This is a genomic window from Pseudoxanthomonas sp. G3 (genome assembly GCF_057654715.1).
Map to the genome: position 1 here is coordinate 689,973 of NZ_CM172805.1, position 23,479 is coordinate 713,451.

Below are 23,479 nucleotides of genomic sequence, written 5' to 3' on the forward strand. Positions count from 1 at the left end.
ATGACGTCCCCCCCGATTCCCCACGACGCCCTGCGCCTGTCCGTCGCCCCGATGATGGACTGGACGGATACGCATTGCCGCGTGTTCCACCGGCTGCTGGCGCCGAATGCGCGCCTGTACACCGAGATGGTACACGCGCAGGCGGTGATCCATGGCGATCGCGACCGTCTTCTGGGGTTTGATGCCGGCGAGCATCCGGTGGCCGTGCAATTGGGCGGCAGCGAGCCCGCGCATCTGGCGCAGGCGGCGCGCATCGCGCAGGAGTGGGGCTACGACGAGGTGAATCTCAACGTCGGCTGCCCGTCGGACCGCGTGCAGGCGGGGCGCTTCGGTGCCTGCCTGATGAGGGAGCCCACCCTGGTGGCCGAGTGCGTGGCGGCGATGATCGAGGCCGTGAGCATTCCGGTGACGGTCAAGTGCCGCCTGGGCGTGGATGAGCAGGAGGACTATGACCTGTTCCGCGCCTTCATCGACACGGTGGCCACGACCGGCTGCCACGTGTTCTTCGTGCATGCGCGCAAGGCGTGGCTGCAGGGGCTATCGCCGAAGGAGAACCGCGAGATTCCGCCGCTGCGCTACGACTGGGCCTACCGGCTCAAGCGCGAACGGCCCGAACTGACGGTGGCGATCAACGGCGGTATCACCACGACGGCGCAGGTCAACGATCATCTGCAGCACAGCGATGGCGTGATGATCGGCCGTGCCGCCTACCACGAGCCTTACGTGTTGCACGAGATGCAGGCGGCGTTGTTCGGGAGTGAGGTTGCGCCGCGCGCGGACCTGCTGCGTGCCTGGCGGCCCTATGTCGAAACGCAGCTCGCGAAAGGCGTGGCGCTGAAGCACCTGACCCGCCACGTGCTGGGCCTGTTCCATGCGCAGCCGGGTGGACGCGCATTCCGGCAGATTCTCAGCGAAGGCGCGCACAAGCCTGGCGCGGACTGGTCGCTGGTGGAACAGGCGCTCGCCGCGACCGGGCGTGAACTGCGACCGGCGGCCTGAGCCATGATCACGCGCGACATTGATGCCTTCATCGCCGTTGCGCGCACGTTGAAGTCGGACTTCGGTCCGGCGACGGCGCGCGCGGCGTTCCTGGTGTCGCCGGACGGCTTCGTGCGGGCGGAGCAGTCGGCGCAAGACAACCGCTACATGGCCGACGCCGGGGCGTTCGACGCGGACGCCGCGTTGCGCGAACACCACGCGCTGCATCGCGCGCTGTCGAAGGAACTGCCCGTGTTCTGCTTCCCGGGCAGCGAGACCACGCCGGATGCGGTGTTCCCCAACAACGTCTTCGCCACTGCTCGGGTCGGTGGCGAGGCGCGCCTGATCATCGGCCGGATGCGCCACCCCGTACGCCAGCGCGAAGCGGAGCGGCCGGACATCCGTGGCTACTTCCGCGACCTGCTCGGCTACGCGGAGACCGACCTGTCCCGTCAGCCGCACCCCTGTGAACTGACCGGCGCGCTGGTGATCGACCGGGCGCGCGGCATCGGCTTCTGCGGGCTGTCCGAGCGCTGCGACGAAGCCGGCGCCGCCCGCATGCACGAAGCCTTCGGACTGCGCGCCACCCTGATGTTCGACCTGGCCGCTGGCGAGTACCACACCAACGTGTTGCTCGCGGTGCTGGCCGGCCGCGCCGCGATGGTCTGCCCGCCTGCGTTGCAGGGCGACATCACCCGCGCGCTGCACGCCTTGTATGGCCCCCGCGTGGTGGTGCTGTCGCCGGCCGAGCAGGCGGCCTTCGCTGGTAATGCGATCGCCCTGACGGACCGATCGGTGTGGATGAGCCGCCGGGCGCATGAGGCCCTGGGCGCGGACACCCTGGCGCACCTGCAAGAGGGGGCGGGCTTCGCGGTGCGCAGCGTGCCGCTGGACGCCATCGAGGCCGGTGGTGGCTCGCTAAGGTGTTGTGTGGCCGAGATTTTCTGACTGTTCAGCTGCCTGAATGCGGCCCGTTGGGCTGTGGATAAATTCAGAACGGATTCACCGCCGCCGGCCAAAACTCTGCCTCCATTCCACAGAGGCGGTTTCGGGTTCCGTTCAGTTTCGCGGCCCTGTATCCGTTACGATTCCGTTATGCGCTTCCGTTCATCGACCCTTGCCGCCGTAGCCATGACGGCACTCATCGCCCTGGCGGGCACCTCCGTGGTGCTGGCGCAGGACGAGCAAGGCCGTGGCGACGCTCCGCCGTCGCGTGAGCGTGGCGCATCGCGTGCCGATGACCGCGGCCACCGCAGCTCGATGTCCGATTCCGTGCGCCGCGTGCGCAACGAAACCGGCGGGCAGGTGTTGAGCGTCGAGCGCATGCAGTACGACGGCCGCGACATCAACCGCGTCAAGTACGTCGACGACCGCGGTCGCGTGCGCACGATGGACGACGCGGGTACGGCGCGCCGCAGTGGTGACGCGCCCTCGCGTCCGCGGCGCGACGTCCAGCCGCCTGCACGCGGCGATAACCCCCCGCGCCCGTAGTCTTACGTAGAATCACGGCTCAACACGAGCTGTCCCGCGCGGCCACATGCCGTGCCGCATTCCCAAGGAGAGTCCATGCGTATCCTGCTGGTCGAAGACGAAGCCCCCCTGCGTGAGACCCTTGCCGCGCGCCTGAAGCGCGAAGGCTTTGCGGTGGACGCGGCCCAGGACGGCGAAGAAGGCCTGTACATGGGACGCGAAGTGCCGTTCGACGTGGGCATCATCGACCTGGGCCTGCCGAAGATGTCGGGCATGGAGCTCATCAAGGCGCTGCGCGACGAAGGCAAGAAATTCCCGGTGCTGATCCTGACCGCGCGCAGCAGCTGGCAGGACAAGGTCGAGGGCTTGAAGCAGGGCGCCGACGACTATCTGGTGAAGCCGTTCCATGTCGAGGAGCTGCTGGCGCGCGTCAACGCGCTGCTGCGCCGCGCTGCTGGCTGGAGCAAGCCAACGCTGGAATGTGGTCCGGTCGCGCTGGATCTCGCTGCGCAGACGGTGAGCGTCAACGGTAGCAATGTCGACCTGACCAGCTACGAGTACAAAGTGCTCGAGTACCTGATGATGCACGCCGGCGAACTGGTCTCGAAGGCCGACCTGACCGAGCACATCTATCAGCAGGATTTCGACCGCGATTCGAACGTGCTCGAAGTTTTCATCGGCCGCCTTCGCAAGAAGTTGGACCCGGAAGGCGAACTGAAGCCGATCGAGACCGTGCGCGGTCGCGGCTACCGTTTCGCCATCCCGCGCACCGGCGAGGCCTGATGCGCCGCGCCGGCATCGCCTGCACTTGAATGCCTGCGCCCCCTTCCGGCGGTACGCCGCCCGCGCCCGGCCGTGACCGGTTCGACGGCTGGCGCCCGCGCTCGCTGCGCGCGCGCCAGCTGCTGGCGGCCAGTCTGGCGCTGCTCGCCTTTCTCGCGTTGGCCGGCTGGGCGTTGGACCGCGCCTTCGTCGATACCGCCGAAGACAACCTGCGCCAGCGCCTGAAGAGCTACGCGCTCTACTACACCGACAAGGTGGAGTTCGGCCGCAACGGCACGCTGATCCCGCCTTACAACACCCCCGATCCACGCTTCGACATGCCCGACAGCGGCATGTACGCACAGGTGGTCCTGCAGGGCGCACCGCCCTGGGGTTCCAACTCCACACTGGGTCCGGAACTGCCGGTGCCGCAACTGCTGGGTGCGCTGGACGAATCGTTCGAAGGCCCTCTGCCGATCCGCCGCGCCGACGGCACCGAGAGCGAGGCCTACCGGTACGGCGTGGGTTATGCATGGCCGGCCACCCATCAGCACGGCGAGATCCCGTACAGCATCTATATCCTCGAGGATGCGCAGGCGCTGAGTGCGCAGATCCGCGTGTTCCGCGGTTCGCTGTGGGTCTACCTTGGCGGCGCCGGCGTGATCCTGCTGCTGTTGCAGATGCTGGTGCTGCGCTGGAGCTTGCGCCCACTGCGCCGCGTGATCTTCGAACTCAGCCGCGTACAGCGCGGCGAAGCGTCGGGCATGACCGAAAGCCATCCGCGCGAGCTGGAGCCGTTGACCGACAGCATCAACGCCTTCATCGAGAGCGAGCGCGAAAACCTTGAGCGCCAGCGCAACACGCTGGCCGACCTGGCGCACAGCCTGAAGACGCCCATCGCGGTGCTGCGCACGCAGATGGACAACAACGCCGACCCCGCCGCGCTGCGCGAGGAGCTGGACGTGCAGCTCAAGCGCATGAACAACCTGGTTTCGTACCAGCTGGCGCGTGCGGCATCGAGCGGCCACAAGCTGTTCTCGGCGCCGGTGCCGCTCGAGCCGCACGCGGAAGAGATCGTGCGCGGCCTGGAGAAGGTGTACGCGGGCAAGGGTGTCATCTGCGAATTCGAGATCGATCCGCGCGCGCGGTTCCATGGCGAGACCGGCGACCTCCAGGAGCTGATGGGCAATCTGCTGGAGAACGCGTTCAAGTGGGCGCGTTCGCGCGTCTTGCTGACGGTGAAGGTCGGCGCGACCGCGCCGCAGCGTCGGCCGGGCCTGTTCTTGGCGGTGGACGACGATGGACCCGGCATTGCCGAGGACGACGTGGCCAAGGTGCTGCAGCGTGGCGTGCGCGGCGACGAACGCGTGCAGGGCCATGGCATCGGTCTGTCGATCGTGCAGGACTTGATCCGCGACTATCGCGGCGAATTGCAGGTGCTGCGTTCGGACGAACTGGGCGGCGCGCGTTTCGAAGTCCGGCTGCCGCCGGGCCTGTAAGGCTTAACCCGTGGTCGCGAACGGCGACGGGCCGTAGAAGCGGCGCAGGTGCTCGGCCACGGTGGGCACCGACTCAGCCAGGACCGACGGCGCGGAGAAGTGGTACTCGGTGGCAACAGCGAAGAACTCCTCCGGCGCTTCCGCGGCGTAGGGATCCAGTGCGGTCTCGCGGCCCAGGTCCACCTGCATGCAGAAGTCGTCGTAAGCGCGCTGGAAATCGCGTGCCCAGCGGGCGTGCCAGTCACGGGGCAGGGGCGGGGTGCCGTCCAGTTCACCGTCCAGCACGTCCAGCTTGTGCGCCATCTCGTGCACGGCCACGCAGAAGCCGGCCTCGGGTTCGGCCAGGTCCGCCTGCACGTCGGCCCACGACAGGATCAGCGGGCCCTGGTCCCAGGCTTCGCCGGACAGATCGTCTTCCCACTCGTGCAGCACGCCGGCGGCATCGGTATGGGTACGCTGCACGCGGAATGCATCCGGGTAGACGATCAGCTGCGACCAGCCGCGCAGGCCGGTCTCGCCGAATTCGAGCAGTGGCAGGCTGCACAGGGCAGCGAGTTGCACGCGCTGCGTGTCGTCCAGCGACAGGCCCGCGAGCGGGGTAATGGTCTTCTCGTGCAGGAAGCGGGCCGCCAGCGTGCGGACGCGGTCCGCGCGTGCGTCATCAAGCGCAGCGACCCAGGCGGTATCCGCCCGGACGGTCTGCCACAGTGCATCTTCGATGTAGAGAGCGGGGCGCCGCAGGCGGCGCAGCAGTCCGATCACAGGGCGACGCCGTCCGCGTCAGCGGAACATGCCCGGCAGGAAGCTGTGCCACTTGGAGCCGCGGCTGCGCGGCAGCGGGGTCTCGTCGTCGTCGCCACCGCCGCGCGAGGCGGGCGGGGTCAACGCGGCGGGGGCGGCGTACTTGCTGCGCACGGCAGTGGCGCGGGCGCGACGCGCATCCGGCGCGGTCGGCAGGGTATCGCCCGGGCGGTCGGCCACGGCGCGGTCGGCCACATCCTGGCAGACGGTGGCGTTGCCGCTGGGGGCTACCCGTCCGTTCTGGGCGAATACGGCGGCCGAGGCGCCGATGAGCAGCAGGGCAAGACTGGCGCGAAGCATCGGAAGACTCCTGTCGGGCGGTTACGGCGGCCAGATGATGTCGCCGACTATAGCCGGAAAGCCCCTTTCCCGGCACGGATCGGGCGCGCCGTGCGACGAAACGCCGATACACGGCGACGGAACGAGGGAACTCGCCGACCGGCTGTTGCGTTGCAGCAGGTCGCCGGCGTCGGTTGCGGCAGACTGGCGCCCCATGCCCGCCCCGCCGGACCGCCCGCTGACCGCTCCCGCCCTGCGCCTGGCGCTGATCGCCGGCGCCCGGCGCGTCATCGCGGCCCGCGACGGGCTGAACCGGATCAACGTGTTCCCGGTGGCCGACGGCGATACCGGCAACAACCTCGCCTCCACCCTGGGCAGCGTGCTGCACGGGGCGCTTTCACGGCCCAGCCAGCACGCCGGCGATCTGCTCAGCCGGGTCGGCAACGACGCTATCGACGGTGCGCGCGGCAACTCGGGCGCGATCCTGGCCCAGTTCCTGTACGGCGTGGCCGAGCGTGTGCGCAGCCTGCCCGAGCTGGACGCTCGCTCGCTCGCCGCGGCGGTCCGCCAGGGCGCGCAGAGTGCGCGGCAGGCCCTCGCCCAGCCGGTGGAAGGCACCATCCTGAGCGTCATCACCGCGTTCGCGGACGAACTGGACGCCGCTGCGGGCGACGACCAGACCCCGGCTGACGCCCGCAGCGGCTTCGTGCGGGCGCTGGACCGTGCGCGCCGCGCGCTGGCCGACACGCCGAAGCAGATGGCCTTGCTCCAGCGGGCCGGCGTGGTCGATGCCGGCGCGCAGGGGTTCGTGGATCTGCTGGAAGGCATCGCCGAATTCGTCGAAGGCGGACCGCGTGCGGTCCGCATGCGCGGCGCGGCGCCGCCCGCAGCGAACGATGCCGCCGATGCGCTCGGCCACGACCACGACATCGACCCGACGCGCCGCTGGTGCACCGAGTGCCTGCTGCTGGGGGAAGCGCTGGATAGACAACGCCTGCGTGCCGCACTGGAAGCGGCGGGCGCAGATTCCATCGTCATCGCCGGTGGCTCCACCCGCCTGCGCGTGCATGCGCACACCGGATCGCCGCAAGCGCTGTTCGACGCTTGCGCAGCGCAAGGCCAGGTGGAGGGGATGAAGGCGGACGACATGGTCCGCCAACAGGCCGCCGCCGGCCTGACCCAATCGCTGGTGATCGTCACCGACAGCGCGGCCGACCTGCCGGAGGACATCGGCGAACGCTATGCCATCGGCGTGGTGCCGGCGCGCGTGGATCTGGACGGGCGCGACTATCTGGACAAGGTGGGACTGTCGACGGCCGAGTTCTATCGGCGCATGGCCGCATCGCGGCAGTTGCCGCGCACCAGCCAGCCGCCGCCAGGCGATTTCCGACGGCAGTTCGACCTTTCGCTCGCCCACCACGCGCGCGTGCTATACGTGGGCTTGTCGCGCGCGCTGTCCGGCACGCTGCAGTCGGGCGAGCATGCGGCGGCGCGCGATGCCGGTGCGCGCGTGCGCGTGTTCGACACCGTCAACGCGGCATGCGGCCAGGCCTTGCTGGTCTGGCGCGCGGCCGAGCTTGCCGCGCGAGGACAGGGCGAAGCCGACATGGTGGCGGAACTGGAACGTCTTCGTCCGTTGACGCGGATGTGGGCGATCGCACCGGATATCTCGCACGCCGTGCGCGGCGGACGCATCCCGCGCTGGGCCGCACCGATCGCGCGACTGACCGCGCTGACGCCGATGGCGAAGATGAGCGCCGACGGGCGCATGGTCGTGGCCGGTCTGCTGTTGACGCGTGCCAGGGCGCCCGAGGCGTTCGCGCGGCGTGTCGCGCGCGCACTGCCACGTGCTGCGCGCTGGCGGGTGATCGTGGGCCATTGCGATGCGCGACCCGAGGCCGATCGCCTGCTGGTGGCGCTGCGTCAGCGCCTGGACATCGCCGAAGATCGCCTGGTGGACACCGGCGCGGCCATCGGCGCGCATGCGGGGCAGGGCGCACTGATCGTCGCGGTGCAGCCGGCACCGACCGACTGAGCCAAGCGCCCCGTGGCCCATAATGGCGCCATGCTCGTCCTCTTCCTCCTGATCGTCTCCGCCTATCTGCTGGGGTCGGTGTCCGGCAGCCTCACGCTGGGCCGCCTGCGCGGCGTCGACATCCGCACGCAGGGCAGCGGCAATGCCGGCGGCACCAATGCCTTCCGCACCCAGGGCGCGAAATTCGCGCTGGGCGTCGTACTGGTCGATATCGGCAAGGGCGCGCTGGCGGCCTGGCTCGCGCTCCGGTTCGCGCCGGCGGACGGCCCGCTGCCGGTGCGCGCCGTGGCCTGGGGTGCGGTCCTTGCTGCCGCCGTCGGTCACGTGTGGCCGCTCTGGCACGGGTTCCGCGGTGGCAAGGGCGTCGGCACCTTGTTGGGCGGTGTCGCCGTCCTCTGGCCGATCGCGCTGCTGCCGTTGTTCCTCGTCTGGGTGTGCGTACTGGTGGCCAGCGGCTATGTGGGGTTGGCCTCCATCATCGCCACGGCCTGCCTGTTGCCGCTCGCCATGTGGCTGCGCGCGGATGCGCCCACGCAGGTCTTCGCCGCGGTGGCCGCGTTGCTCGTGGTCTTCACTCATCGCGTCAATCTGCAGCGCCTGCGTGCGGGCACGGAATCCCGGTTCGAGCGGGTGCGCTTCTGGCGGCGCCGCGCATGACGGGCGAACGAGACCTGCTGCTGCGCCTCGCGCAAGGTCCCGTGTCCGGCGACGCGCTCGCGCGTGCGGTCGGACAGACGCGCGCGGCCGTGTGGAAACGCATCGAAACCCTGCGCGAGGGCAGCTTGCGCATCGATGCGCAGCCGGGTCGCGGGTACGCACTGGCCATGCCGGTCGAGCTGCTGGAGGCCGAACGGATCCGGACGCAGATGCGATACGCCTCTTCGGTGTCCGCGCTCGACGTCGCGTGGTCTCTGGATTCAACCAACAGCGAGCTGCTGCGAAGGAAAGCACCGGAGCGAGGCGCCGACGTGCTGCTTGCCGAACAGCAAACAGGCGGTCGAGGGCGGCGCGGACGACACTGGGCATCGCCGATCGCGGCGAACCTCTATGTGTCGGTGTCGCGGCAGTTTTCCGGCGGCTTGGCGCGCTTGGGCGGCCTCAGCTTGGTGGTCGGCGTGGCCGTGGCCGAGGCGCTGCGGCAGGCGGGTTACGAACGCGTCGGCGTGAAGTGGCCCAATGACCTGCTCGCCGACGGTCGCAAGCTCGGCGGCATCCTCGTCGAGGGCGGCGGCGAGCACGGCGGGCCGGTGCGCGCGGTGATCGGCATCGGGCTCAACGTGCGCATGCCCGAGGCGGCCGCCGAGGGCATCGAGCAGGCGTGGACCGACCTGGCCACGCTGGGTGGCAGCACGCCATCGCGCAACGCGACCGCTGCGGGCGTGCTGGACGCACTGCTGCCCGCACTGGATATCTTCGATGCCGATGGCCTTGCGCCGTTCCTCGCACGCTACGCCGTGCTAGATGTGCTGGCCGGCCGCGCGGTCACCGTGCACGGCCCGCAGGGCGACGCGCACGGCATCGCCGAAGGCTTAGCCGACGATGGCGCCTTGCAAGTCAGGGTGGGCATGGAACACCGGCGCGTGTATGCCGGCGATGTCAGCGTGAGGATGACATGACGCACTGGGTATTCGACGTTGGCAACAGCCGCCTGAAGGCTGCGCCGCTTCATGCGGACGGCACGCTTGGCGAAGTGGTGGCGGTTCCGCACGATGAAGCGGACATCGCGGCCGCGCTCGACGCCGCACTGCCGGCCACGACGCGTTCGGATTGCGCCTTCATCGCCAGCGTGGCGTCTGCGACGCGCACGGCCGCCGTGGTCGACTGGCTGGCGGGCCGCTTCGGCTGCATCTCGATCGCCCGCACGCAGCCGCTGCTGCAAGGCGTGCGCATCGCGTATGCGGAGCCGACGCGGTTGGGCGTCGACCGGTTCCTCGGCTTGCTCGCGGCACGTGCGCGCGGGGCGCAGGCCTGGCTGGTGGTCGGCGTGGGAACGGCGGTGACGGTGGACCTGCTGGATGCGCAGGGCGTGCACCACGGGGGGCGCATCGCGCCGTCGCCGACGTTGATGCGCGCCGCGCTGGAACAAGCGGCCGCGCAGTTGCCGGCGCAGGGCGGCGCGTACGTGGAGTTCGCCCGCGATACGCCCGACGCGCTGGCGTCCGGCTGCGACGGCGCCGCGCTGGGCCTGATCGAGCGCAGCCTTACACAGTCCGCGGAGCGACTGGGCACCCGACCGACCCTGCTGCTGCATGGCGGCGGCGCCGAGGCGCTGCGGCCCTGGTTGCCTGACGCCGTGCATGCCCCCGCGCTGGTGCTGGAAGGCCTGGCGCGTTGGGCACGTGCCGGTATCGACGATTGAGCGGGGCTGGCTAGAATCGACCCATGCTGATTCGTGCCCTGATCGTCCTGCTGGTGGTGCTGAACCTGGGCGCCGCCGCCTGGTGGCTGACCCGACCCACGCCCGAACCTGCCCCGCCGGCCGACCTGCCGGCGGGTGTGGCCCGCCTGCAATTGGTCGATGAGGACGCCCCCGCTGCGTCCGCCATGCCTTCGCCCGCGCCGGCCGCCACGCCCCGTGTTCCGGTGGTCTGCTTCAGCCTGGGGCCGTTCACCAGTGACGCCGCGGCCACCCAGGCGCGCGACGCACTCGGCGGCGAACTGCTGCGCGTGCAGCTGCGCGAAGCGCCCGGCGCGAGCGCCAGCGGCTACCAGGTAGTGATGCCGCCGGCCGCGTCTCTGGAGGAGGCACAGGCCACCGCCGCACGAATCGGCGCCGCGGGCTTCGACGATTTCCTGGTCGTGCGCCAGGGCGAGCAGGCCAACGGCATCGCGCTGGGCCGCTACCGCAGTCGCGAAGCGGCCGAACGCCGGCTTGCCGATCTGCAGGCCGGTGGCTTTGCTGCACGACTACAGCCGGTGGGGCGCGCCGGGCCCAGCCTGTGGTGGCTGGATGCCGGCGCGGCGGAGGGTGCGGATCCGGCAGCGCTGGCGCGGCGTGCGTCCAGTGCCGCACCGCAGCCGCTCGAATGCACGGCGCTGCGCTAGAATTGCCGCACGCCGCTTTAGCTCAGCTGGTAGAGCAACCGCCTTGTAAGCGGTAGGTCATCCGTTCGATTCGGATAAGCGGCACCACTTTCCCGCCCTGTGCCGCGCCCCGCGTGTTGCGATGCCACAGGGCCGTCATCGCCGCCGGCATAGACTGTGCGTCTGTTTTCCGCCGGACGTACCCATGAGTCGAGCCTTCCCCCCCGTGTCCCTGATCGGCGTGCCCACCGACGTCGGCGCCGGCCATCGCGGTGCCCGCATGGGGCCCGACGCGTTGCGTATCGCGGGCCTGGGCGAGGCGCTGCTGGCGCGCGGCGTGGATGTCGTCGACACCGGCAACGTGCAGGGGCCGGCCAATCCGTGGACAGGGCCGGTCGACGGTTATCGCCACTTGGAGGAAGTCGTCGCCTGGAATCGCGCGGTGATGGATGCCACCGCAGCGGAACTGGCGCGCGGACGCCTGCCGATCATGATGGGCGGCGACCATTGCCTGGCGATGGGCTCGATCACCGCCGTGGCGCGCCACTGCCGCCAGGCCGGCAAGAAGCTGCGCGTGCTCTGGCTCGACGCGCACTCGGACTTCAACACCAGCGAGGTCACGCCGTCGGGCAACATCCACGGCATGCCTGTCGCCTGCCTGTGCGGCATCGGCCCGGATGCGCTGACCAGGCTCGGTGGTGACGGTCCTGCGATCACGCCGGCGATGGTCAGGCAGATCGGCATCCGTTCGGTCGATCCGGAGGAGAAGAAGCTGATCAAGGACCACAAGGTCGATGTGTACGACATGCGCTACATCGATGAGGTCGGCATGAAGCGCACCGTCGAAGCGGCGCTCGAGGGCGTGGATGCAGACACCCACCTGCACGTGAGCTTCGACGTGGACTTCCTCGACCCCAGCATCGCGCCGGGCGTGGGGACCACGGTGCCCGGCGGCCCCAACTATCGCGAAGCGCAGTTGGTGATGGAGATGATCGCCGACACCGGCCTGATGGGGTCGCTGGACATCGTCGAACTCAATCCCGTGCTCGACCGGCGCAACCGCACCGCCAAGCTCACGGTGGACCTGGTGGAAAGCCTGTTCGGCAAGTCCACGCTGATGCGCGATTGATGCCGTCGCTGCAGGGAAAACTGCGACTGAACGGAGCAGGGGAAGCTTCACGCGGCCTATACGGCAGCGCGTCGAAGGTGGTCGCACACGCCGCCGCGGCGTGGGACGCACCTGCGGCGGCACCCCTTTCCACCAGGAGATGACACATGAAGCGTGCGATGACCCTGCTGATGCTGGCCCTGTTCTCAACGGCCGTCCTGTCCGGCTGCAACACCATGGCCGGCGCGGGCAAGGACGTACAGAAGGTCGGCGAGAAGGTCGAAGACAAGGCGCAGGACTGCAAGGACGGCAAGTGCTGATCCATGTGTGATGTCGGGGAGCCCGCGGGTTCCTTCCACGGAGGGCCGGGTCGATCCCGGCCCTTCCGCGTTTCAGGGGCTTTTGGTCAGCCGGCAGCCAGTGTGGTTGAATCAGACTGCGCGGGCGGGCAGCACCGCCGGCACGACCGGCCGCCCGAGCCCCCGATCACGAATACCGTCCACAGGAGTCGCTTATGAAGCGTTTCGTTGCGTTGATGCTGTTGTCCCTGTTCTCCGTCGCCGTGCTGTCCGGCTGCAACACCGTCAAAGGGTTCGGCAAGGACGTGCAGAAGGTGGGCGAGAAGGTCGAGGATTCGTCCGGCAAGTAATCGCCGGCGACGCCGCGGTATCGACGGGCCGCCTTCAGGCGGCCCGTTTGTTTTCGGTGATCGCGCCAGACTTAACTGTTCAGTCTCTCCTAATACCGCGTTGACATGCGGTTGATCGGATGGAAACGCGCGTCTTGCGACGCTGTGCATGCGGCATCCCTGTCGCGAATTCCAAATAAGGAGACGCCATGAACCAGGACATCATCGCCGGCAACTGGAAGCAGCTGAAGGGCAAGATCCAGGCCAAGTGGGGCGATCTGACCGATGACGATTTCAAGGTGGCCGAGGGCAACGCCGAATACCTGGAAGGCAAGCTGCAGGAACGTTACGGCTACGATCGCGATCGTGCGCACACCGAGGTCGAGGATTTCCAGCGCAGCCTGCGCTCGGACAAGTCCATGGACCACTGACCCGTCGGACGCCACGTCAAGCAGGACGGGCCGCCTCGCGCGGCCCGTCTGTTTTCTGTGTCAGCGCCAGCGCGGCGGATCGGCGACGAAGCCGCCGGGGAAGGCGTTCGGCGTGTCCTCGCGCCAGATCGGGCCATGGCGGCGCGGCAGGATCCCCAGCGCGACGAGACGGCGGCGTTCGTCGTAACGCACTTCGCTGACCTGCTCGGGCACCCGTGTCGCGCGTTCGAAGCCGGTGCGCGAGGTTGGTGCCCATTCGCGATCACCGTGGCCGGTACCGATGCTCTGCTGGCGCGCGGACGCTTCGTTGGCGATGGCGCGCGATGCGCCCGCGGCGGGCGCCGCGGCAGCGTCGCTGGCGTCACCGCGTTTCTCCATCCGTTCCCGCGCGATCGGGGGCGGCGAGTACGTCGGGTAATAAGCACGGGCTTCGCGGAAGGCCGCCACGCCGATCACACCGACGTTGCGCGGCCGACCGGTGCGCGCGGCGTAGCTTTCGCCGAGGTCGGTGAAGACGAACTGCGCCACGTCGTGCATCGACTTGCGCCAGCCGTTGATCTCGGTGGTCTGCCAAGGTTCGAGCACGTAACCGGCCTGCGACGGGTTCGCGGTCTGGCCGGTGATCGCGTTGACGCCGTCGACCGACAGCACCACCAGCACGCGCTCGCCGGTGGTGTTGGTCAGGCGCACGCTGTAGCGATGGCCCGGGGTGCCGGCGACCCAGACATCGCCGCGGTGCGGATACTGGGACAACCATTCGCCGCTGTCGCGATCGACAACGCTGACATCGACCAGCGGACGGGCCTGGGTGGGGGCGCACGCGGCCAGCAGCGCCAGCGTGGCCAGGGAAGCGAAGATCCGATGCAGCATGTCCGTTCTCCAGGTGGGGACGATGCTGGAAACGGGCCGCAGGCGGGAATGGGGTTGTCGCGGAGGCCACGGCCGGCGTCGGTTAAGCCGGCAGCAGGTGTGGGCTGCGACCCCATGTCGCAGGCGCGGCCCCGGCATCGCCTGGCCCCAGTCGGTAAACTGACCGCTTTCCCGCATTCCCCCGCTTCGCACATGACCACCCGCGTCCTTACCGGTATCACCACCTCGGGCACGCCGCACTTGGGCAACTACGTCGGCGCCGTGCGCCCGGCTGTCGCCGCCAGCCGTGCCGCGGACACGGAGAGCTTTTACTTCCTGGCCGACCTGCACAGCCTGATCAAGGCACAGGATCCCGCGCGCACCCAGCGCTCCACGCTGGAGATCGCGGCGACCTGGCTGGCCTGCGGGCTGGAGCCGGACAAGGTGTGGTTCTACCGCCAGAGCGACGTGCCGGAAATCACCGAGCTGACCTGGTTCCTGACCTGCGTGGCGGGCAAGGGCATCCTCAACCGCGCGCACGCCTACAAGGCTGCGGTGGACAAGAACAATGCCGAGGGCGAAGACCCGGATGCCGGCATCAGCGCGGGCCTCTTCATGTATCCGGTGCTGATGGCCGCCGACATCCTGATCTTCAACGCGCACCAGGTGCCGGTGGGCCGCGACCAGATCCAGCACATCGAGATGGCGCGCGACTTCGGCCAGCGCTTCAACCACGTGTACGGCAAGGAGTACTTCACCCTGCCGGAAGCACTGATCGACGACAACGTGGCCACGCTGCCCGGGCTCGACGGTCGCAAGATGAGTAAGAGCTACAACAACACCATCCCGCTGTTCGCGCCGCGCGAGGAGCTGAAGAAGCTGGTGTTCTCGATCCTGACCGACTCGCGTGGCCCCGGCGAGCCGAAGGACACCGAGGGTTCGGCCCTTTTCCAGCTGTACCAGGCCTTCGGCAGTGCCGAGGAAACGCGCGCGTTCGCGCAGAGGTTCGCCGACGGCATCAGCTGGGGCGAGGCCAAGCAGCAGCTGTTCGAGCGCATCGATGCGGAAATCGCTCCGCTGCGCGAGAAGTACGAGGCGCTGATGGCGAAGCCGGCCGACATCGAGGCCATCCTGCGCGAGGGCGCGCGTCGCCTGCGCGAGCGCTACGCCACGCCGCTGCTGGCCGAACTCCGGCATGCGGTGGGCCTGCGCGACCTGTCGCAGCAGCCGGTCGCGGACGCCAAAGTCGGCGCGAAGGCCGCGTTGCCGGTGTTCAAGCAGTACCGCGACACCGACAGCCGCTTCTACTTCAAGCTGGTCGATGCCGACGGCAACGTGCTGGTGCAGAGCAATGGCTTCGATTCGCCGAAGGACGCCGGCAAGCTGATCGGCGTGTTGAAGCAGGCCGAGCAGGCGGACGCGATGGAAACGCCGGAGATCGTGCTGCATGTCCCCGCCAGCGACGTGCTGGCGGCGCTGGCCGCGCTGCGCGCCGCAGAGGCCTGAGCCATGCCGTACCTGGCGGTGATCCTGTTCCTGCCCTGGTTCCTGTTGCTGGGCTCGCTGTTCTGGTTGTTTCCTCGGCAGCCGCGCACGGCGCGTCGCAAGGGCTTCGATCTGGCGGCGCTCGCGGTGGCCTTCGTGCTCAGCTTCATCGGCATGCAGTGGGGCTATGCGCTGGGCGCGTCCGATGTCGGCACGGGTGCGATCTGGAAGCAGGTGCTGGCCACGCTGGTGGCGTACGGCGCCTTCCTGTTCGTGCTGACGCTGGCGGTACCGCTGCGCGGCTGGTGGCTGTCGCGCGGCTGAGCTGCGCGGACCGCGTGTTCCACCAAAGGCGGGTCGTGCCGGCGCGACGCGGGGACTAGAATCGGTCCATCCGTCCCCATACAGGCCCGCGGATGAGCCTCCACGGCATCCACACCATCGACACCACGTTCCAGCGCGACCACTTCGACGCCGCCTATCTGATTGTCGAGGAGGGCCGTGGTGCGTTCGTTGACTGCGGCACCAACCATTCCGTTCCCCATCTGCTGTCGGCCGTGCAGCGAGCTGGCATCACGCCCGAAGACATCGACCTGCTTATCGTCACTCACGTGCATCTGGACCACGCCGGCGGGGCCGGCCTGTTGATGCAGCAGCTGCCGCACGCCACCCTGATCGCGCATCCCCGCGCCGCGCCGCACCTCATCGATCCGGAAAAGCTCATCGCCGGCGCCACCGCCGTCTATGGCGAAGAGGAAATGCAGCGCAGCTACGGCACCCTCCAACCCGTGCCCGAGGCCCGGGTGCGCATCGTCGCCGATGGCGAAACAGTGATGCTGGCGGGGCGCGCGCTGGAGTGCATCGACACGCCGGGCCATGCGCGCCACCATCACTGCATCTGGGATGGGCGCAGCCGCAGCTGGTTCACCGGCGACACGTTCGGGCTCTCGTATCGCGAACTGGACGGACCGCAGGGCGCCTTCATCCTGCCGACGACCACACCGGTGCAGTTCGAGCCCGAAGCCCTGAAGGCGAGCATCGCGCGCATGGTCGCGCGTGCGCCGGAGGCCATGTACCTGACCCACTACGGCCGCGTCGGCGAGGTGCCACGCCTGGCGCAGTCGCTGTACGAACAGATCGACGCGATGGTGGCGATAGCCGACAGTTGCGATGGCCGCGCGGACCGGCACCGCTGCCTGACGGCCGGACTCACCGCGCTCTACCTGGAGCGCGCCCATGCCCTGCAGGTTCCGCTGGCGGACGAGGACGTCGAACGCATCCTGGCGATGGACATCGAGTTGAATGCGCAGGGCCTGGGTGTGTGGCTGGACCGAGGGCGGCCGTAAGCCGCTGTGTCTCCCTGTAGGAGCGACGTGAGTCGCGACCGGATGGCAAAGTGGCCTTGGTCTTCGAAGAAGGAGGCGACGTCTCGCCCAGCCGACCGATCGTACGTACATGACGTGCGGTCGCGACTCACGTCGCTCCTACAGGGATCCTTTAGACTCGCGACGCTGATCGAATGAGGTGGGGTTCCATGAAACGCGTGCTTCCGATGCTGCTTTGCCTGTGCATGACCCCCGCACTCGCCGCGGACATCCCCGGCGGCGGCATCAGCGCCGACAACCTGTCGAAGCACGTGGAAGTGCTCGCTTCGGATGAATTCGAAGGCCGCGCGCCGGCGACACCGGGCGAGACCAAGACGATCGCCTACATCGTCGACGCCTTGAAGAAGGCGGGCGTCCAACCCGGTGGCGAACAAGGCGGCTGGACGCAGGCAGTGCCGCTGGTGCGTGCGCAGGTGGACGGGCCTGTGCGCGCGTCGCTGCATGTCGGCGGCGCCACCCAGGTGCTCGCCAATGGCGAAGACGTGGTGCTGCAGAGCCTCGGTCCGGTCGACACCGTCGCCGTCACCGACGCGCCGCTCGTCTTCGTCGGCTATGGCATCGATGCGCCGGAGCGCGGCTGGGACGACTTCAAGGGCGCCGACCTCACGGGGAAGGTTGCCGTGGTGCTGGTCAACGATCCGGATTTCGAGGCCGACGCGCCGGGCGCGTTCGACGGGCGCGCCGTGACCTACTACGGACGCTGGACCTACAAGTACGAGGAGCTCGCGCGCCAGGGCGCCGCGGGCGTGCTGATCGTCCATGAGACGGCGCCGGCGGCCTATGGCTGGGCGACCGTGCGCGCCTCCGGTCTGTCGGCAGTGTTCGACATCCCGCGTGCGGATGCAGCGACCTACCACACCCTGCTGCGGGGCTGGATGCAGCGCGACCTCGCCGTGTTGCTGTTCAAGCGTGCGGGGCTGGATTTCGACGCGGAGAAGCGCCGAGCGCAGACGAAGGCCTTCACGCCGGTGCCGCTCGGGGATGCCACGTTGTCCGCCACGTTCGCCGTGAAGCGCGACCAGGTGGTCACGCGCAATGTCATCGGCCGGCTGGAGGGTACGCAGCGCCCCGACGAAACGGTCATTTATTCCGCCCATTGGGACGCGTTCGGCGTAGGCGAGCCCGACCCGGCCGGCGATACCGTGCGGCACGGCGCGGTCGATAATGCGACGGGCGTGGCCGCGGTGATCGAACTGGCCCGCGTGTTCGCCGCCGGCCCGCGTCCGCAGCGCACGTTGCTGTTCATGGCGCTGACGGCCGAGGAGAAGGGCCTGCAGGGCGCCACGTACTACGCCGCCAATCCACTCGCACCGCTGGCCAAGACGGCCGCGGTGCTGAACATCGAGATGCTCAGTCCGGATGGCCCGACGCGCGACATCGCCTCGTGGGGCAACGGTCGCGTGTCGCTGGAAGGGGACCTGAAGCGCGTGGCCGAGGCGCAAGGCCGTGCCTACTCGCCGGATCCCAATCTGGAAGCAGGCTTCTTCTACCGCGCCGACCACTTCGCGTTCGCGCGCGCCGGCGTGCCGGCGATCACCGTCGGCGCGGGCCTGGATCGCGTGGAGGGCGGGGTAGCGGGCGGCAAGGCCCTGCGCGATGCCTACTTCGCCAAGTGCTACCACCAGCCATGCGACGCGTGGACCACCGGCTGGGATGCGCGCGGCCAGGCGCAGGACGTGAAAATCCTCTATGCGCTGGGTCGCGAGATCGCCGATGGTGATACGTGGCCGCATTGGCTGAACGGTTCGGAGTTCAAGTCCGTGCGCGCGCGCAGCGAGGTGGAGCGCAAATAGCAGCGCGCGTGCTCACCACCAGGCGGTGGCGCGCGCTATGCTGCGCACCTCCTCTCGCCTCCACGGTTCCCATGACGCCTCTCCATGCCTTGGTCTACCAGAGCCAGGCCACGCGTCCCCTGGATGCGTCCGACCTCGACATGCTGTTGCTCGATGCGCGGATCAACAACGAGTTGGCGAACGTCACCGGCGTGCTGCTCTATGGCGACCATCGCTTCGTGCAGTACCTCGAGGGCGCGCGTCCGGATCTGGACCAGATCTACGCGCGGATCATGCGCGCCAGCCAGCACCACCGGTTGGAAATCCTGGAGCGGGGCAGGGTCGAGACCCGCCGGTTCCAGCGTTGGCACATGGGGTTCTCGGACGCACCGCAGACCGTGGTGCAGCAGCTGAGCCAGGCGCAGTGGCAGCGCGACGCGCCGTGGCTGGAGGATCACGTCGCCTCCTCGCCCGGGCTGTTGCGCCTGCTGACGTTCTGGAGCGAGCAGGCCGTGCTCAGCCGCTGACGCGTCAGGGCCAGCGGTTCGGTGTATCCCGTGCGCTGTCCTCGTCCATCGGCACTACGCAGAAGCGGTGTCCGGTCGGCGCTTCCATCACCCACCAGCGATTGCGCACATGCTGCAGGCGCTTGGCGCCGAGGGCCTCCAGCCGCGCGACTTCGGCCTCGATGTCGTCGGTCTCGATGTCCAGGTGCACGCGGGCGTCGTGCTTCACCTTCTGCACTTCGATGTGCAGGCCGCCCGGGCCGGGCTCGAACTTGTCGTAAAGGCCGAGGCCCCCATCGTCCGGGTGCGTGACCTTCAGTCCCAGCGCGGCGCTCCAGAACGCCGACGCGGCGTGCAAGTCGTCAACCTGGCTGTCGATGATGAAACCAGCGAGGCGGCTGCGGTGGGTCATGGCGACTCCTGCGGTGGGATCACCGCGGCATCCTGCCACGCTTCGCGGACGCATGTGGTCCTCATCCAACGGCGCGTGCGGAGTGAGCGACGCGCGCTGCGTCGCTCACCTGTAAGACGGCCGCGTTACTGGGGCAGCGCTAGATCGTCGATCAGCGCCTTCAGGAAACGCGCGGCCTCGCCACCGGTGCAGGCGCGGTGGTCGAACGTCACCGACAACGGAATCACCTTGTGCGATTCGAACCCACCCATCACCGGCGTGACCTGGTGGCGTGCGCGACCGGCGGCGACGATGGCCACGCACGGCGGCACCACCACGGGCGTGGCGTAGCGGCCGGCGAACATGCCGAAGTTGCTCAGCGAGATGGTGTAGCCGGTCAGCTCGGATGGCGGGATGCTGCGGTCTTCCACCTGTGCGCGCAGGCGGTTGATGCTCTCGCGCACGCCACCGGCTTCGAGCAGGTCGGCGTTGCGCAGCGCCGGCACGAACAGGCCATCGTCGGTATCCACGGCAATGCCGATGTCGACGTGCGGGTGCAGGGTGCGGGTCAGCTTCTCGCCATCGAACCATGCGTTCATCGCCGGCACCGCCTTGCAGGCGCGCACGATGGCGCGGACCAGGCGGCCGGTCATGTCGTTGCCGGGCGTCCAGGCGTGCACGTCAGCGTCGTCGCTCAGCGTGGTCGGCACGACTTTGGCGTGGGCGTCGGCCATGACGCGCGCCATGTTGCGGCGCACGCCCTTGAGCTGCTCGGGCTGGCCGCTGACGGACACGCCCGGTGGCTGCGTGCGCATCGGTTTGCCGCTGGCCGACAGGGCGGTGCGCTGTGGGTTGGCGACCGGCGTCGCCGCGGCGACGGGCGCTGGCCTGCGTGCGGGTGCGTCGGTCGTGGTGCCGCGCGCGGACCCGTCGGCGGCGGCCTGCTTCACGTCCTGCATCGTGACCGCGCCGTCGGCGCCGGTCGCGCGCACGCGCGCCAGGTCGACACCGAGCTTCTTCGCCATCGCGCGCACGGCCGGCATCGCCTTGACGCCGCCGACGGCGATCGCCTGCTCGGTGTGCACATCGTTGGAAGACTGCATGGCGCCGACGACGGTGCCGGCGTCGGCGGGTGCGGCCTCGGCTGCTTCGGCGGCGGGCGTCGCGACTGACGTCGCTCCCGCAGCCGCCGTCGTCTTCGGCGGGCCGTGGTGGTGGCCGGTGTCCTGGCCTTCCGCGCGCTGCGGGAGGGTGGCGTCGGGCTCGAACACGGCCAGCATGCTGCCGGTGACGACGACATCGCCCGCCGCGCCGGCCAGCTTCACCACCTTGCCGGACACCGGGGAGGGCACTTCGACCACGGCCTTCGCGGTCTCCATCGAGACCAGCGGTTCGTCCAGCCGGATCACGTCGCCTTCCTTGACGAACCATTCCACGATGGTCGCGTCCGGGAGGCCTTCGCCCAGGTCGGGAAGGTGGAAGGTCTTGCTCTCGCTCATTCGGTTGTCTCTTCGGAAGTCGTGTCGTTGATCAGGTCCAGGTCTCGCGCCGGCAGCCAGCCGCTGCGTCCATCCGCATGCGTGCACCACCACCAGTCGCCGAGCTCATGATGGAGTTCGACGGCGTCGCCCGCCCGCACGTCCAGTTCCTGTGCGGAGTAATCGCGCAAGGCGACGGCGTACCCCTCGCGCTGCGGTTGCAGCCAGTCCACCGGCGCCCAGCCGGCATTGCCATCGGACGTGGTGGCCCAGACGAAGGCCGGCCATTCGGTGTCGCGCGCGCCGAGCGCGACCACGTCGCCGCGCGCGAACCGGATGGGGTTCGCGTACTGCGTGCGGTAGTCGCGGACGGCGCGGGCGTGCATCAGCCGGCTGCCACCGCCCGCTTGGCCGCGGCGACGATCTTGTCGACGCTGGGCAGGTACTTCATTTCCAGGCGGAACAGCGGGATGTGCGTGTCGTAGCCGGTGACGCGCTCGACCGGCGCCAGCAGGTCGTACATCGAGTGCTCGGCCAGGCGCGCGGCGATTTCGGCACCGAAGCCCGCGGTGCGCGGCGCTTCGTGCACGATCACGCAGCGGCCGGTCTTGGCCACGGATTCGGCGATGGTGTCGAAGTCGAGCGGACGCAGCGTCGCCACGTCGATGACTTCGGCGCTGATGCCTTCGCCGGCCAGCGTGTCAGCGGCTTCCAGCGCTTCCTTGACCTGCGCGCCCCAAGTCACCAGGGTCACGTCGGTGCCGTCGCGCAGCACGAAGCACACGTCCAGCGGCAGTGCTTCGCCGTCGTCGACGACCACTTCCTTGTACTGGCGGTAGATGCGCTTGGGTTCCATGTAGATGACCGGGTCCGGATCGCGGATCGCAGCCAACAGCAGGCCGTAGGCGCGCTGCGGCGAGGACGGCATCACCACGCGCAGGCCGGGCACGTTGGTGAAGATGGCCTCGTTGGCCTCGCTGTGGTGCTCCGGCGCGCGGATGCCGCCGCCCCACGGCACGCGCAGCACCATCGGGCAGTGCAGGCGGCCGCGCGTGCGGGTGCGCAGGCGAGCGGCGTGGCAGATGATGTGGTCGACCATCGGATAGACGAAGCCGTCGAACTGCGCTTCGGCGACGGGCTTCATGCCCTGCGCGGCCAGGCCGATGGTCAGGCCGGCGATCGTGGTCTCGTCCAGCGGCGTGTCCAGCACGCGCTCGGGGCCGAACTTCTGCTGCAGGCCCGCGGTGGCGCGGAACACGCCGCCGTTCACGCCCACGTCCTCGCCCAGCACCAGTACGGACTCATCGTGCGCGATCTCCCAGGCCAGCGCCTGGGTGATGGCTTCGATCAGGGTGATGGCGGTGGGGGTCGGTGCGGCGTCCGGCTTCGCGACTGACGTCGCTCCCACAGTCTTGTTATCGGGCTTCATCACGGTGCTCATGGGCGGTTCTCCGCGGCGATCGCGGCGGCGCGTTGCTTCAGCAATTCCGGTGGCGGATCGGCGTACAGGTAATCGAACATCGCCTCCACCGGCTGCACCGGCGTGTTGAGGTAGGCGTTGACTTCCTCGTCCACGCGCGCGCTGCATTCTTCCTTCCACGCGGCCTCATCGGCCTCGCTCCAGGCGCCCTGCGCGGTCAGCCAGGTGCGCAGGCGGGCAATCGGCTCGCGCTCCCAGCCGGCCTTCACTTCGGCATCGTCGCGGTAGCGGCGCGCGTCGTCGGCGGTGGTGTGGTCGGACAGGCGGTAGGTGACGAACTCGATCACCGTGCCGCCCTGGCCCTTGCGCGCGCGTTCGCTGGCGCGGCGCATGCCTTCGAGCACGGCGATCAGGTCGTTGCCGTCGACCTGCAGGCAGTGCAGGCCGCCGGCCAGGCCCTTCTGCGCCAGCGTCTGCGCGCCGGTCTGTGCGCTGCGCGGTACCGAGATCGCCCAGCCGTTATTGATCACGCCCAGCACCAGCGGCAGCTCGTAGGCACCGGCGGAATTGAGCGCGGCGTAGAAGTCGGTCTTCGACGAGCCGCCGTCGCCGCAGGTCGCCACCGCGATGTGCGGCTGCTTGCGCAGCTTGAAGGACAGCGCCGCGCCGGCCGCATGCAGGCACTGCGTGGAAATCGGCACGCAGAACGGAAAATCGTTGCGTGCGTCGCTGTCTCGGTCGAAGTCGCTGCCACGCTCGTCGCCGCCCCAGTACATCAGCACATCGCGCGGCTTCACCCCGCGCATGAACATGGCCCCGTACTCGCGGTAGCTGGGCGCATAGACGTCTCCGGCACGCATCGAGGCGCCGATGCCGACGTGGGTGGCCTCGTGGCCCAGGCAGGCGGCGTAGGTGCCCAGCTTGCCGGTGCGCTGCAGGGCGATGGCCTTGGTGTCGAAGGTACGCACGAACAGCATCTGCTTGAACAGCTCGCGCAGGCGGGCGATGTCGCGTCCTGCCTCGGGCAGGTCGGGACGGACCAGGGTGCCGTCGGGCCCCAGGTACTGGAGGTATTCGATGTCGAAGCTTGCGGCGATGCTCATCGGGACGGTGTTCTCGTCGATAGGCGGAATTGGTTTCAAATGTAATTTTAGGAGCGACGGCCCGGACAGCTGTCG

At 69.1% G+C, this 23,479-nt stretch carries 27 protein-coding genes and 1 tRNA gene; 20 read left to right on the forward strand and 8 right to left on the reverse strand.

Annotation, left to right across the window (positions count from 1 at the left end):
* The 5 genes from dusA to AC23D6_RS03095 all read left to right on the forward strand — a co-directional run bounded on the left by dusA (position 1) and on the right by AC23D6_RS03095 (position 4,709).
* Positions 1-999, forward strand: a complete 999-nt coding sequence (gene dusA / locus AC23D6_RS03075; RefSeq protein ID WP_487751373.1) for a tRNA dihydrouridine(20/20a) synthase DusA — start codon at positions 1-3, stop codon at positions 997-999.
* A gap of 3 nt (positions 1,000-1,002) precedes the next feature.
* Positions 1,003-1,926 carry an arginine deiminase-related protein gene (locus AC23D6_RS03080; protein WP_487751374.1) on the forward strand — a complete coding sequence of 308 codons (924 nt, stop codon included), beginning with the start codon at positions 1,003-1,005 and terminating at the stop codon, positions 1,924-1,926.
* Between the two features lie 183 nt (positions 1,927-2,109).
* Positions 2,110-2,469, forward strand: coding sequence for a PepSY domain-containing protein (locus AC23D6_RS03085; RefSeq protein WP_487751375.1), 360 nt, complete (start codon positions 2,110-2,112; stop codon positions 2,467-2,469).
* Positions 2,470-2,544: 75 nt separating this feature from the next.
* Positions 2,545-3,231: a response regulator transcription factor gene (locus tag AC23D6_RS03090; protein ID WP_056879339.1), complete on the forward strand. Its 687-nt coding sequence runs from the start codon at positions 2,545-2,547 to the stop codon at positions 3,229-3,231.
* Between the two features lie 29 nt (positions 3,232-3,260).
* Entirely contained in the window at positions 3,261-4,709 is a 1,449-nt protein-coding gene (locus AC23D6_RS03095; RefSeq protein ID WP_487751376.1) for an ATP-binding protein, read from the forward strand.
* Between the two features lie 3 nt (positions 4,710-4,712).
* Here AC23D6_RS03095 and AC23D6_RS03100 read toward each other — a convergent pair whose 3' ends face one another.
* Complete coding sequence (locus AC23D6_RS03100; RefSeq protein WP_487751377.1) at positions 4,713-5,471, reverse strand: M90 family metallopeptidase; 759 nt, start codon at positions 5,469-5,471, stop codon at positions 4,713-4,715.
* Positions 5,472-5,489: 18 nt separating this feature from the next.
* Positions 5,490-5,810 (reverse strand): hypothetical protein, encoded by a 321-nt coding sequence (locus AC23D6_RS03105; protein ID WP_487751378.1) that lies wholly within the window; start codon positions 5,808-5,810, stop codon positions 5,490-5,492.
* A gap of 193 nt (positions 5,811-6,003) precedes the next feature.
* On the opposite strand from AC23D6_RS03105, the gene AC23D6_RS03110 reads away from it, so the two are divergent.
* From AC23D6_RS03110 to AC23D6_RS03155, 10 genes are all read left to right on the forward strand, one after another.
* Complete coding sequence (locus AC23D6_RS03110; RefSeq protein ID WP_487751379.1) at positions 6,004-7,824, forward strand: DegV family protein; 1,821 nt, start codon at positions 6,004-6,006, stop codon at positions 7,822-7,824.
* Positions 7,825-7,854: 30 nt separating this feature from the next.
* Positions 7,855-8,481, forward strand: coding sequence for a glycerol-3-phosphate 1-O-acyltransferase PlsY (plsY, locus tag AC23D6_RS03115; protein WP_487751380.1), 627 nt, complete (start codon positions 7,855-7,857; stop codon positions 8,479-8,481).
* Positions 8,478-9,440: a bifunctional biotin--[acetyl-CoA-carboxylase] ligase/biotin operon repressor BirA gene (gene birA, locus AC23D6_RS03120; protein WP_487751381.1), complete on the forward strand. Its 963-nt coding sequence runs from the start codon at positions 8,478-8,480 to the stop codon at positions 9,438-9,440. Before plsY ends, birA begins: the two co-directional genes overlap by 4 nt.
* A complete protein-coding gene (locus AC23D6_RS03125) occupies positions 9,437-10,183 on the forward strand; it encodes a type III pantothenate kinase (protein ID WP_487751382.1) in 747 nt (248 codons plus the stop codon). The genes birA and AC23D6_RS03125 overlap by 4 nt, the downstream gene beginning before the upstream one ends.
* A gap of 23 nt (positions 10,184-10,206) precedes the next feature.
* Entirely contained in the window at positions 10,207-10,869 is a 663-nt protein-coding gene (locus AC23D6_RS03130) for an SPOR domain-containing protein (protein ID WP_487751383.1), read from the forward strand.
* Positions 10,870-10,880: 11 nt separating this feature from the next.
* Positions 10,881-10,956 (forward strand) — tRNA-Thr (locus AC23D6_RS03135).
* 97 nt (positions 10,957-11,053) lie between these two features.
* Complete coding sequence (rocF, locus tag AC23D6_RS03140; protein ID WP_487751384.1) at positions 11,054-11,977, forward strand: arginase; 924 nt, start codon at positions 11,054-11,056, stop codon at positions 11,975-11,977.
* 146 nt (positions 11,978-12,123) lie between these two features.
* On the forward strand, positions 12,124-12,276 hold the full coding sequence (locus AC23D6_RS03145) for an entericidin A/B family lipoprotein (protein ID WP_056879413.1): 153 nt from the start codon (positions 12,124-12,126) through the stop codon (positions 12,274-12,276).
* A 194-nt stretch (positions 12,277-12,470) separates the two neighbouring features.
* The gene (locus tag AC23D6_RS03150; protein ID WP_056879414.1) at positions 12,471-12,605 is read left to right on the forward strand and encodes an entericidin A/B family lipoprotein; all 135 of its coding nucleotides are present in this window, start codon (positions 12,471-12,473) and stop codon (positions 12,603-12,605) included.
* A 188-nt stretch (positions 12,606-12,793) separates the two neighbouring features.
* A complete protein-coding gene (locus AC23D6_RS03155) occupies positions 12,794-13,015 on the forward strand; it encodes a CsbD family protein (RefSeq protein ID WP_487751385.1) in 222 nt (73 codons plus the stop codon).
* A gap of 60 nt (positions 13,016-13,075) precedes the next feature.
* Here the strand turns inward: AC23D6_RS03155 and AC23D6_RS03160 are convergent, their stop codons facing one another.
* A complete protein-coding gene (locus AC23D6_RS03160; RefSeq protein WP_487751386.1) occupies positions 13,076-13,885 on the reverse strand; it encodes a hypothetical protein in 810 nt (269 codons plus the stop codon).
* Positions 13,886-14,077: 192 nt separating this feature from the next.
* On the opposite strand from AC23D6_RS03160, the gene AC23D6_RS03165 reads away from it, so the two are divergent.
* The 5 genes from AC23D6_RS03165 (at position 14,078) to AC23D6_RS03185 (ending at position 19,033) form a co-directional block, all read left to right on the forward strand.
* Positions 14,078-15,370, forward strand: coding sequence for a tryptophan--tRNA ligase (locus AC23D6_RS03165; RefSeq protein WP_487751387.1), 1,293 nt, complete (start codon positions 14,078-14,080; stop codon positions 15,368-15,370).
* Positions 15,371-15,373: 3 nt separating this feature from the next.
* On the forward strand, positions 15,374-15,673 hold the full coding sequence (locus AC23D6_RS03170; RefSeq protein ID WP_487751388.1) for a hypothetical protein: 300 nt from the start codon (positions 15,374-15,376) through the stop codon (positions 15,671-15,673).
* A 92-nt stretch (positions 15,674-15,765) separates the two neighbouring features.
* On the forward strand, positions 15,766-16,695 hold the full coding sequence (locus AC23D6_RS03175) for an MBL fold metallo-hydrolase (RefSeq protein WP_487751389.1): 930 nt from the start codon (positions 15,766-15,768) through the stop codon (positions 16,693-16,695).
* Between the two features lie 188 nt (positions 16,696-16,883).
* The gene (locus tag AC23D6_RS03180; protein ID WP_487751390.1) at positions 16,884-18,527 is read left to right on the forward strand and encodes a M28 family metallopeptidase; all 1,644 of its coding nucleotides are present in this window, start codon (positions 16,884-16,886) and stop codon (positions 18,525-18,527) included.
* Between the two features lie 71 nt (positions 18,528-18,598).
* Complete coding sequence (locus tag AC23D6_RS03185) at positions 18,599-19,033, forward strand: BLUF domain-containing protein (RefSeq protein WP_487751391.1); 435 nt, start codon at positions 18,599-18,601, stop codon at positions 19,031-19,033.
* Between the two features lie 4 nt (positions 19,034-19,037).
* Here the strand turns inward: AC23D6_RS03185 and AC23D6_RS03190 are convergent, their stop codons facing one another.
* From AC23D6_RS03190 to pdhA, 5 genes are all read right to left on the reverse strand, one after another.
* Positions 19,038-19,424 carry a VOC family protein gene (locus AC23D6_RS03190; RefSeq protein ID WP_487751392.1) on the reverse strand — a complete coding sequence of 129 codons (387 nt, stop codon included), beginning with the start codon at positions 19,422-19,424 and terminating at the stop codon, positions 19,038-19,040.
* 125 nt (positions 19,425-19,549) lie between these two features.
* Positions 19,550-20,902 carry a dihydrolipoamide acetyltransferase family protein gene (locus tag AC23D6_RS03195; protein WP_487751393.1) on the reverse strand — a complete coding sequence of 451 codons (1,353 nt, stop codon included), beginning with the start codon at positions 20,900-20,902 and terminating at the stop codon, positions 19,550-19,552.
* Positions 20,899-21,267, reverse strand: a complete 369-nt coding sequence (locus tag AC23D6_RS03200) for an SH3 domain-containing protein (protein ID WP_487751394.1) — start codon at positions 21,265-21,267, stop codon at positions 20,899-20,901. The genes AC23D6_RS03195 and AC23D6_RS03200 overlap by 4 nt, the downstream gene beginning before the upstream one ends.
* Positions 21,267-22,310, reverse strand: a complete 1,044-nt coding sequence (locus AC23D6_RS03205) for an alpha-ketoacid dehydrogenase subunit beta (protein ID WP_487752557.1) — start codon at positions 22,308-22,310, stop codon at positions 21,267-21,269. The genes AC23D6_RS03200 and AC23D6_RS03205 overlap by 1 nt, the downstream gene beginning before the upstream one ends.
* Before the next feature lie 8 nt (positions 22,311-22,318).
* Positions 22,319-23,404: a pyruvate dehydrogenase (acetyl-transferring) E1 component subunit alpha gene (pdhA, locus tag AC23D6_RS03210; protein ID WP_487751395.1), complete on the reverse strand. Its 1,086-nt coding sequence runs from the start codon at positions 23,402-23,404 to the stop codon at positions 22,319-22,321.
* Positions 23,405-23,479 lie beyond the last annotated feature (75 nt).

Coding starts and splice junctions, on each gene's coding strand:
- dusA (WP_487751373.1), top strand. CDS start 1: ATGACGTCCCCCCCGATTCCCCACGACGCCCTGCGCCTGTCCGTCGCC.
- AC23D6_RS03080 (WP_487751374.1), top strand. CDS start 1,003: ATGATCACGCGCGACATTGATGCCTTCATCGCCGTTGCGCGCACGTTG.
- AC23D6_RS03085 (WP_487751375.1), top strand. CDS start 2,110: ATGACGGCACTCATCGCCCTGGCGGGCACCTCCGTGGTGCTGGCGCAG.
- AC23D6_RS03090 (WP_056879339.1), top strand. CDS start 2,545: ATGCGTATCCTGCTGGTCGAAGACGAAGCCCCCCTGCGTGAGACCCTT.
- AC23D6_RS03095 (WP_487751376.1), top strand. CDS start 3,261: ATGCCTGCGCCCCCTTCCGGCGGTACGCCGCCCGCGCCCGGCCGTGAC.
- AC23D6_RS03105 (WP_487751378.1), bottom strand. CDS start 5,810: ATGCTTCGCGCCAGTCTTGCCCTGCTGCTCATCGGCGCCTCGGCCGCC.
- AC23D6_RS03110 (WP_487751379.1), top strand. CDS start 6,004: ATGCCCGCCCCGCCGGACCGCCCGCTGACCGCTCCCGCCCTGCGCCTG.
- plsY (WP_487751380.1), top strand. CDS start 7,855: ATGCTCGTCCTCTTCCTCCTGATCGTCTCCGCCTATCTGCTGGGGTCG.
- birA (WP_487751381.1), top strand. CDS start 8,478: ATGACGGGCGAACGAGACCTGCTGCTGCGCCTCGCGCAAGGTCCCGTG.
- AC23D6_RS03125 (WP_487751382.1), top strand. CDS start 9,437: ATGACGCACTGGGTATTCGACGTTGGCAACAGCCGCCTGAAGGCTGCG.
- AC23D6_RS03130 (WP_487751383.1), top strand. CDS start 10,207: ATGCTGATTCGTGCCCTGATCGTCCTGCTGGTGGTGCTGAACCTGGGC.
- rocF (WP_487751384.1), top strand. CDS start 11,054: ATGAGTCGAGCCTTCCCCCCCGTGTCCCTGATCGGCGTGCCCACCGAC.
- AC23D6_RS03145 (WP_056879413.1), top strand. CDS start 12,124: ATGAAGCGTGCGATGACCCTGCTGATGCTGGCCCTGTTCTCAACGGCC.
- AC23D6_RS03150 (WP_056879414.1), top strand. CDS start 12,471: ATGAAGCGTTTCGTTGCGTTGATGCTGTTGTCCCTGTTCTCCGTCGCC.
- AC23D6_RS03155 (WP_487751385.1), top strand. CDS start 12,794: ATGAACCAGGACATCATCGCCGGCAACTGGAAGCAGCTGAAGGGCAAG.
- AC23D6_RS03160 (WP_487751386.1), bottom strand. CDS start 13,885: ATGCTGCATCGGATCTTCGCTTCCCTGGCCACGCTGGCGCTGCTGGCC.
- AC23D6_RS03165 (WP_487751387.1), top strand. CDS start 14,078: ATGACCACCCGCGTCCTTACCGGTATCACCACCTCGGGCACGCCGCAC.
- AC23D6_RS03170 (WP_487751388.1), top strand. CDS start 15,374: ATGCCGTACCTGGCGGTGATCCTGTTCCTGCCCTGGTTCCTGTTGCTG.
- AC23D6_RS03175 (WP_487751389.1), top strand. CDS start 15,766: ATGAGCCTCCACGGCATCCACACCATCGACACCACGTTCCAGCGCGAC.
- AC23D6_RS03180 (WP_487751390.1), top strand. CDS start 16,884: ATGAAACGCGTGCTTCCGATGCTGCTTTGCCTGTGCATGACCCCCGCA.
- AC23D6_RS03185 (WP_487751391.1), top strand. CDS start 18,599: ATGACGCCTCTCCATGCCTTGGTCTACCAGAGCCAGGCCACGCGTCCC.
- AC23D6_RS03190 (WP_487751392.1), bottom strand. CDS start 19,424: ATGACCCACCGCAGCCGCCTCGCTGGTTTCATCATCGACAGCCAGGTT.
- AC23D6_RS03195 (WP_487751393.1), bottom strand. CDS start 20,902: ATGAGCGAGAGCAAGACCTTCCACCTTCCCGACCTGGGCGAAGGCCTC.
- AC23D6_RS03200 (WP_487751394.1), bottom strand. CDS start 21,267: ATGCACGCCCGCGCCGTCCGCGACTACCGCACGCAGTACGCGAACCCC.
- AC23D6_RS03205 (WP_487752557.1), bottom strand. CDS start 22,310: ATGAAGCCCGATAACAAGACTGTGGGAGCGACGTCAGTCGCGAAGCCG.
- pdhA (WP_487751395.1), bottom strand. CDS start 23,404: ATGAGCATCGCCGCAAGCTTCGACATCGAATACCTCCAGTACCTGGGG.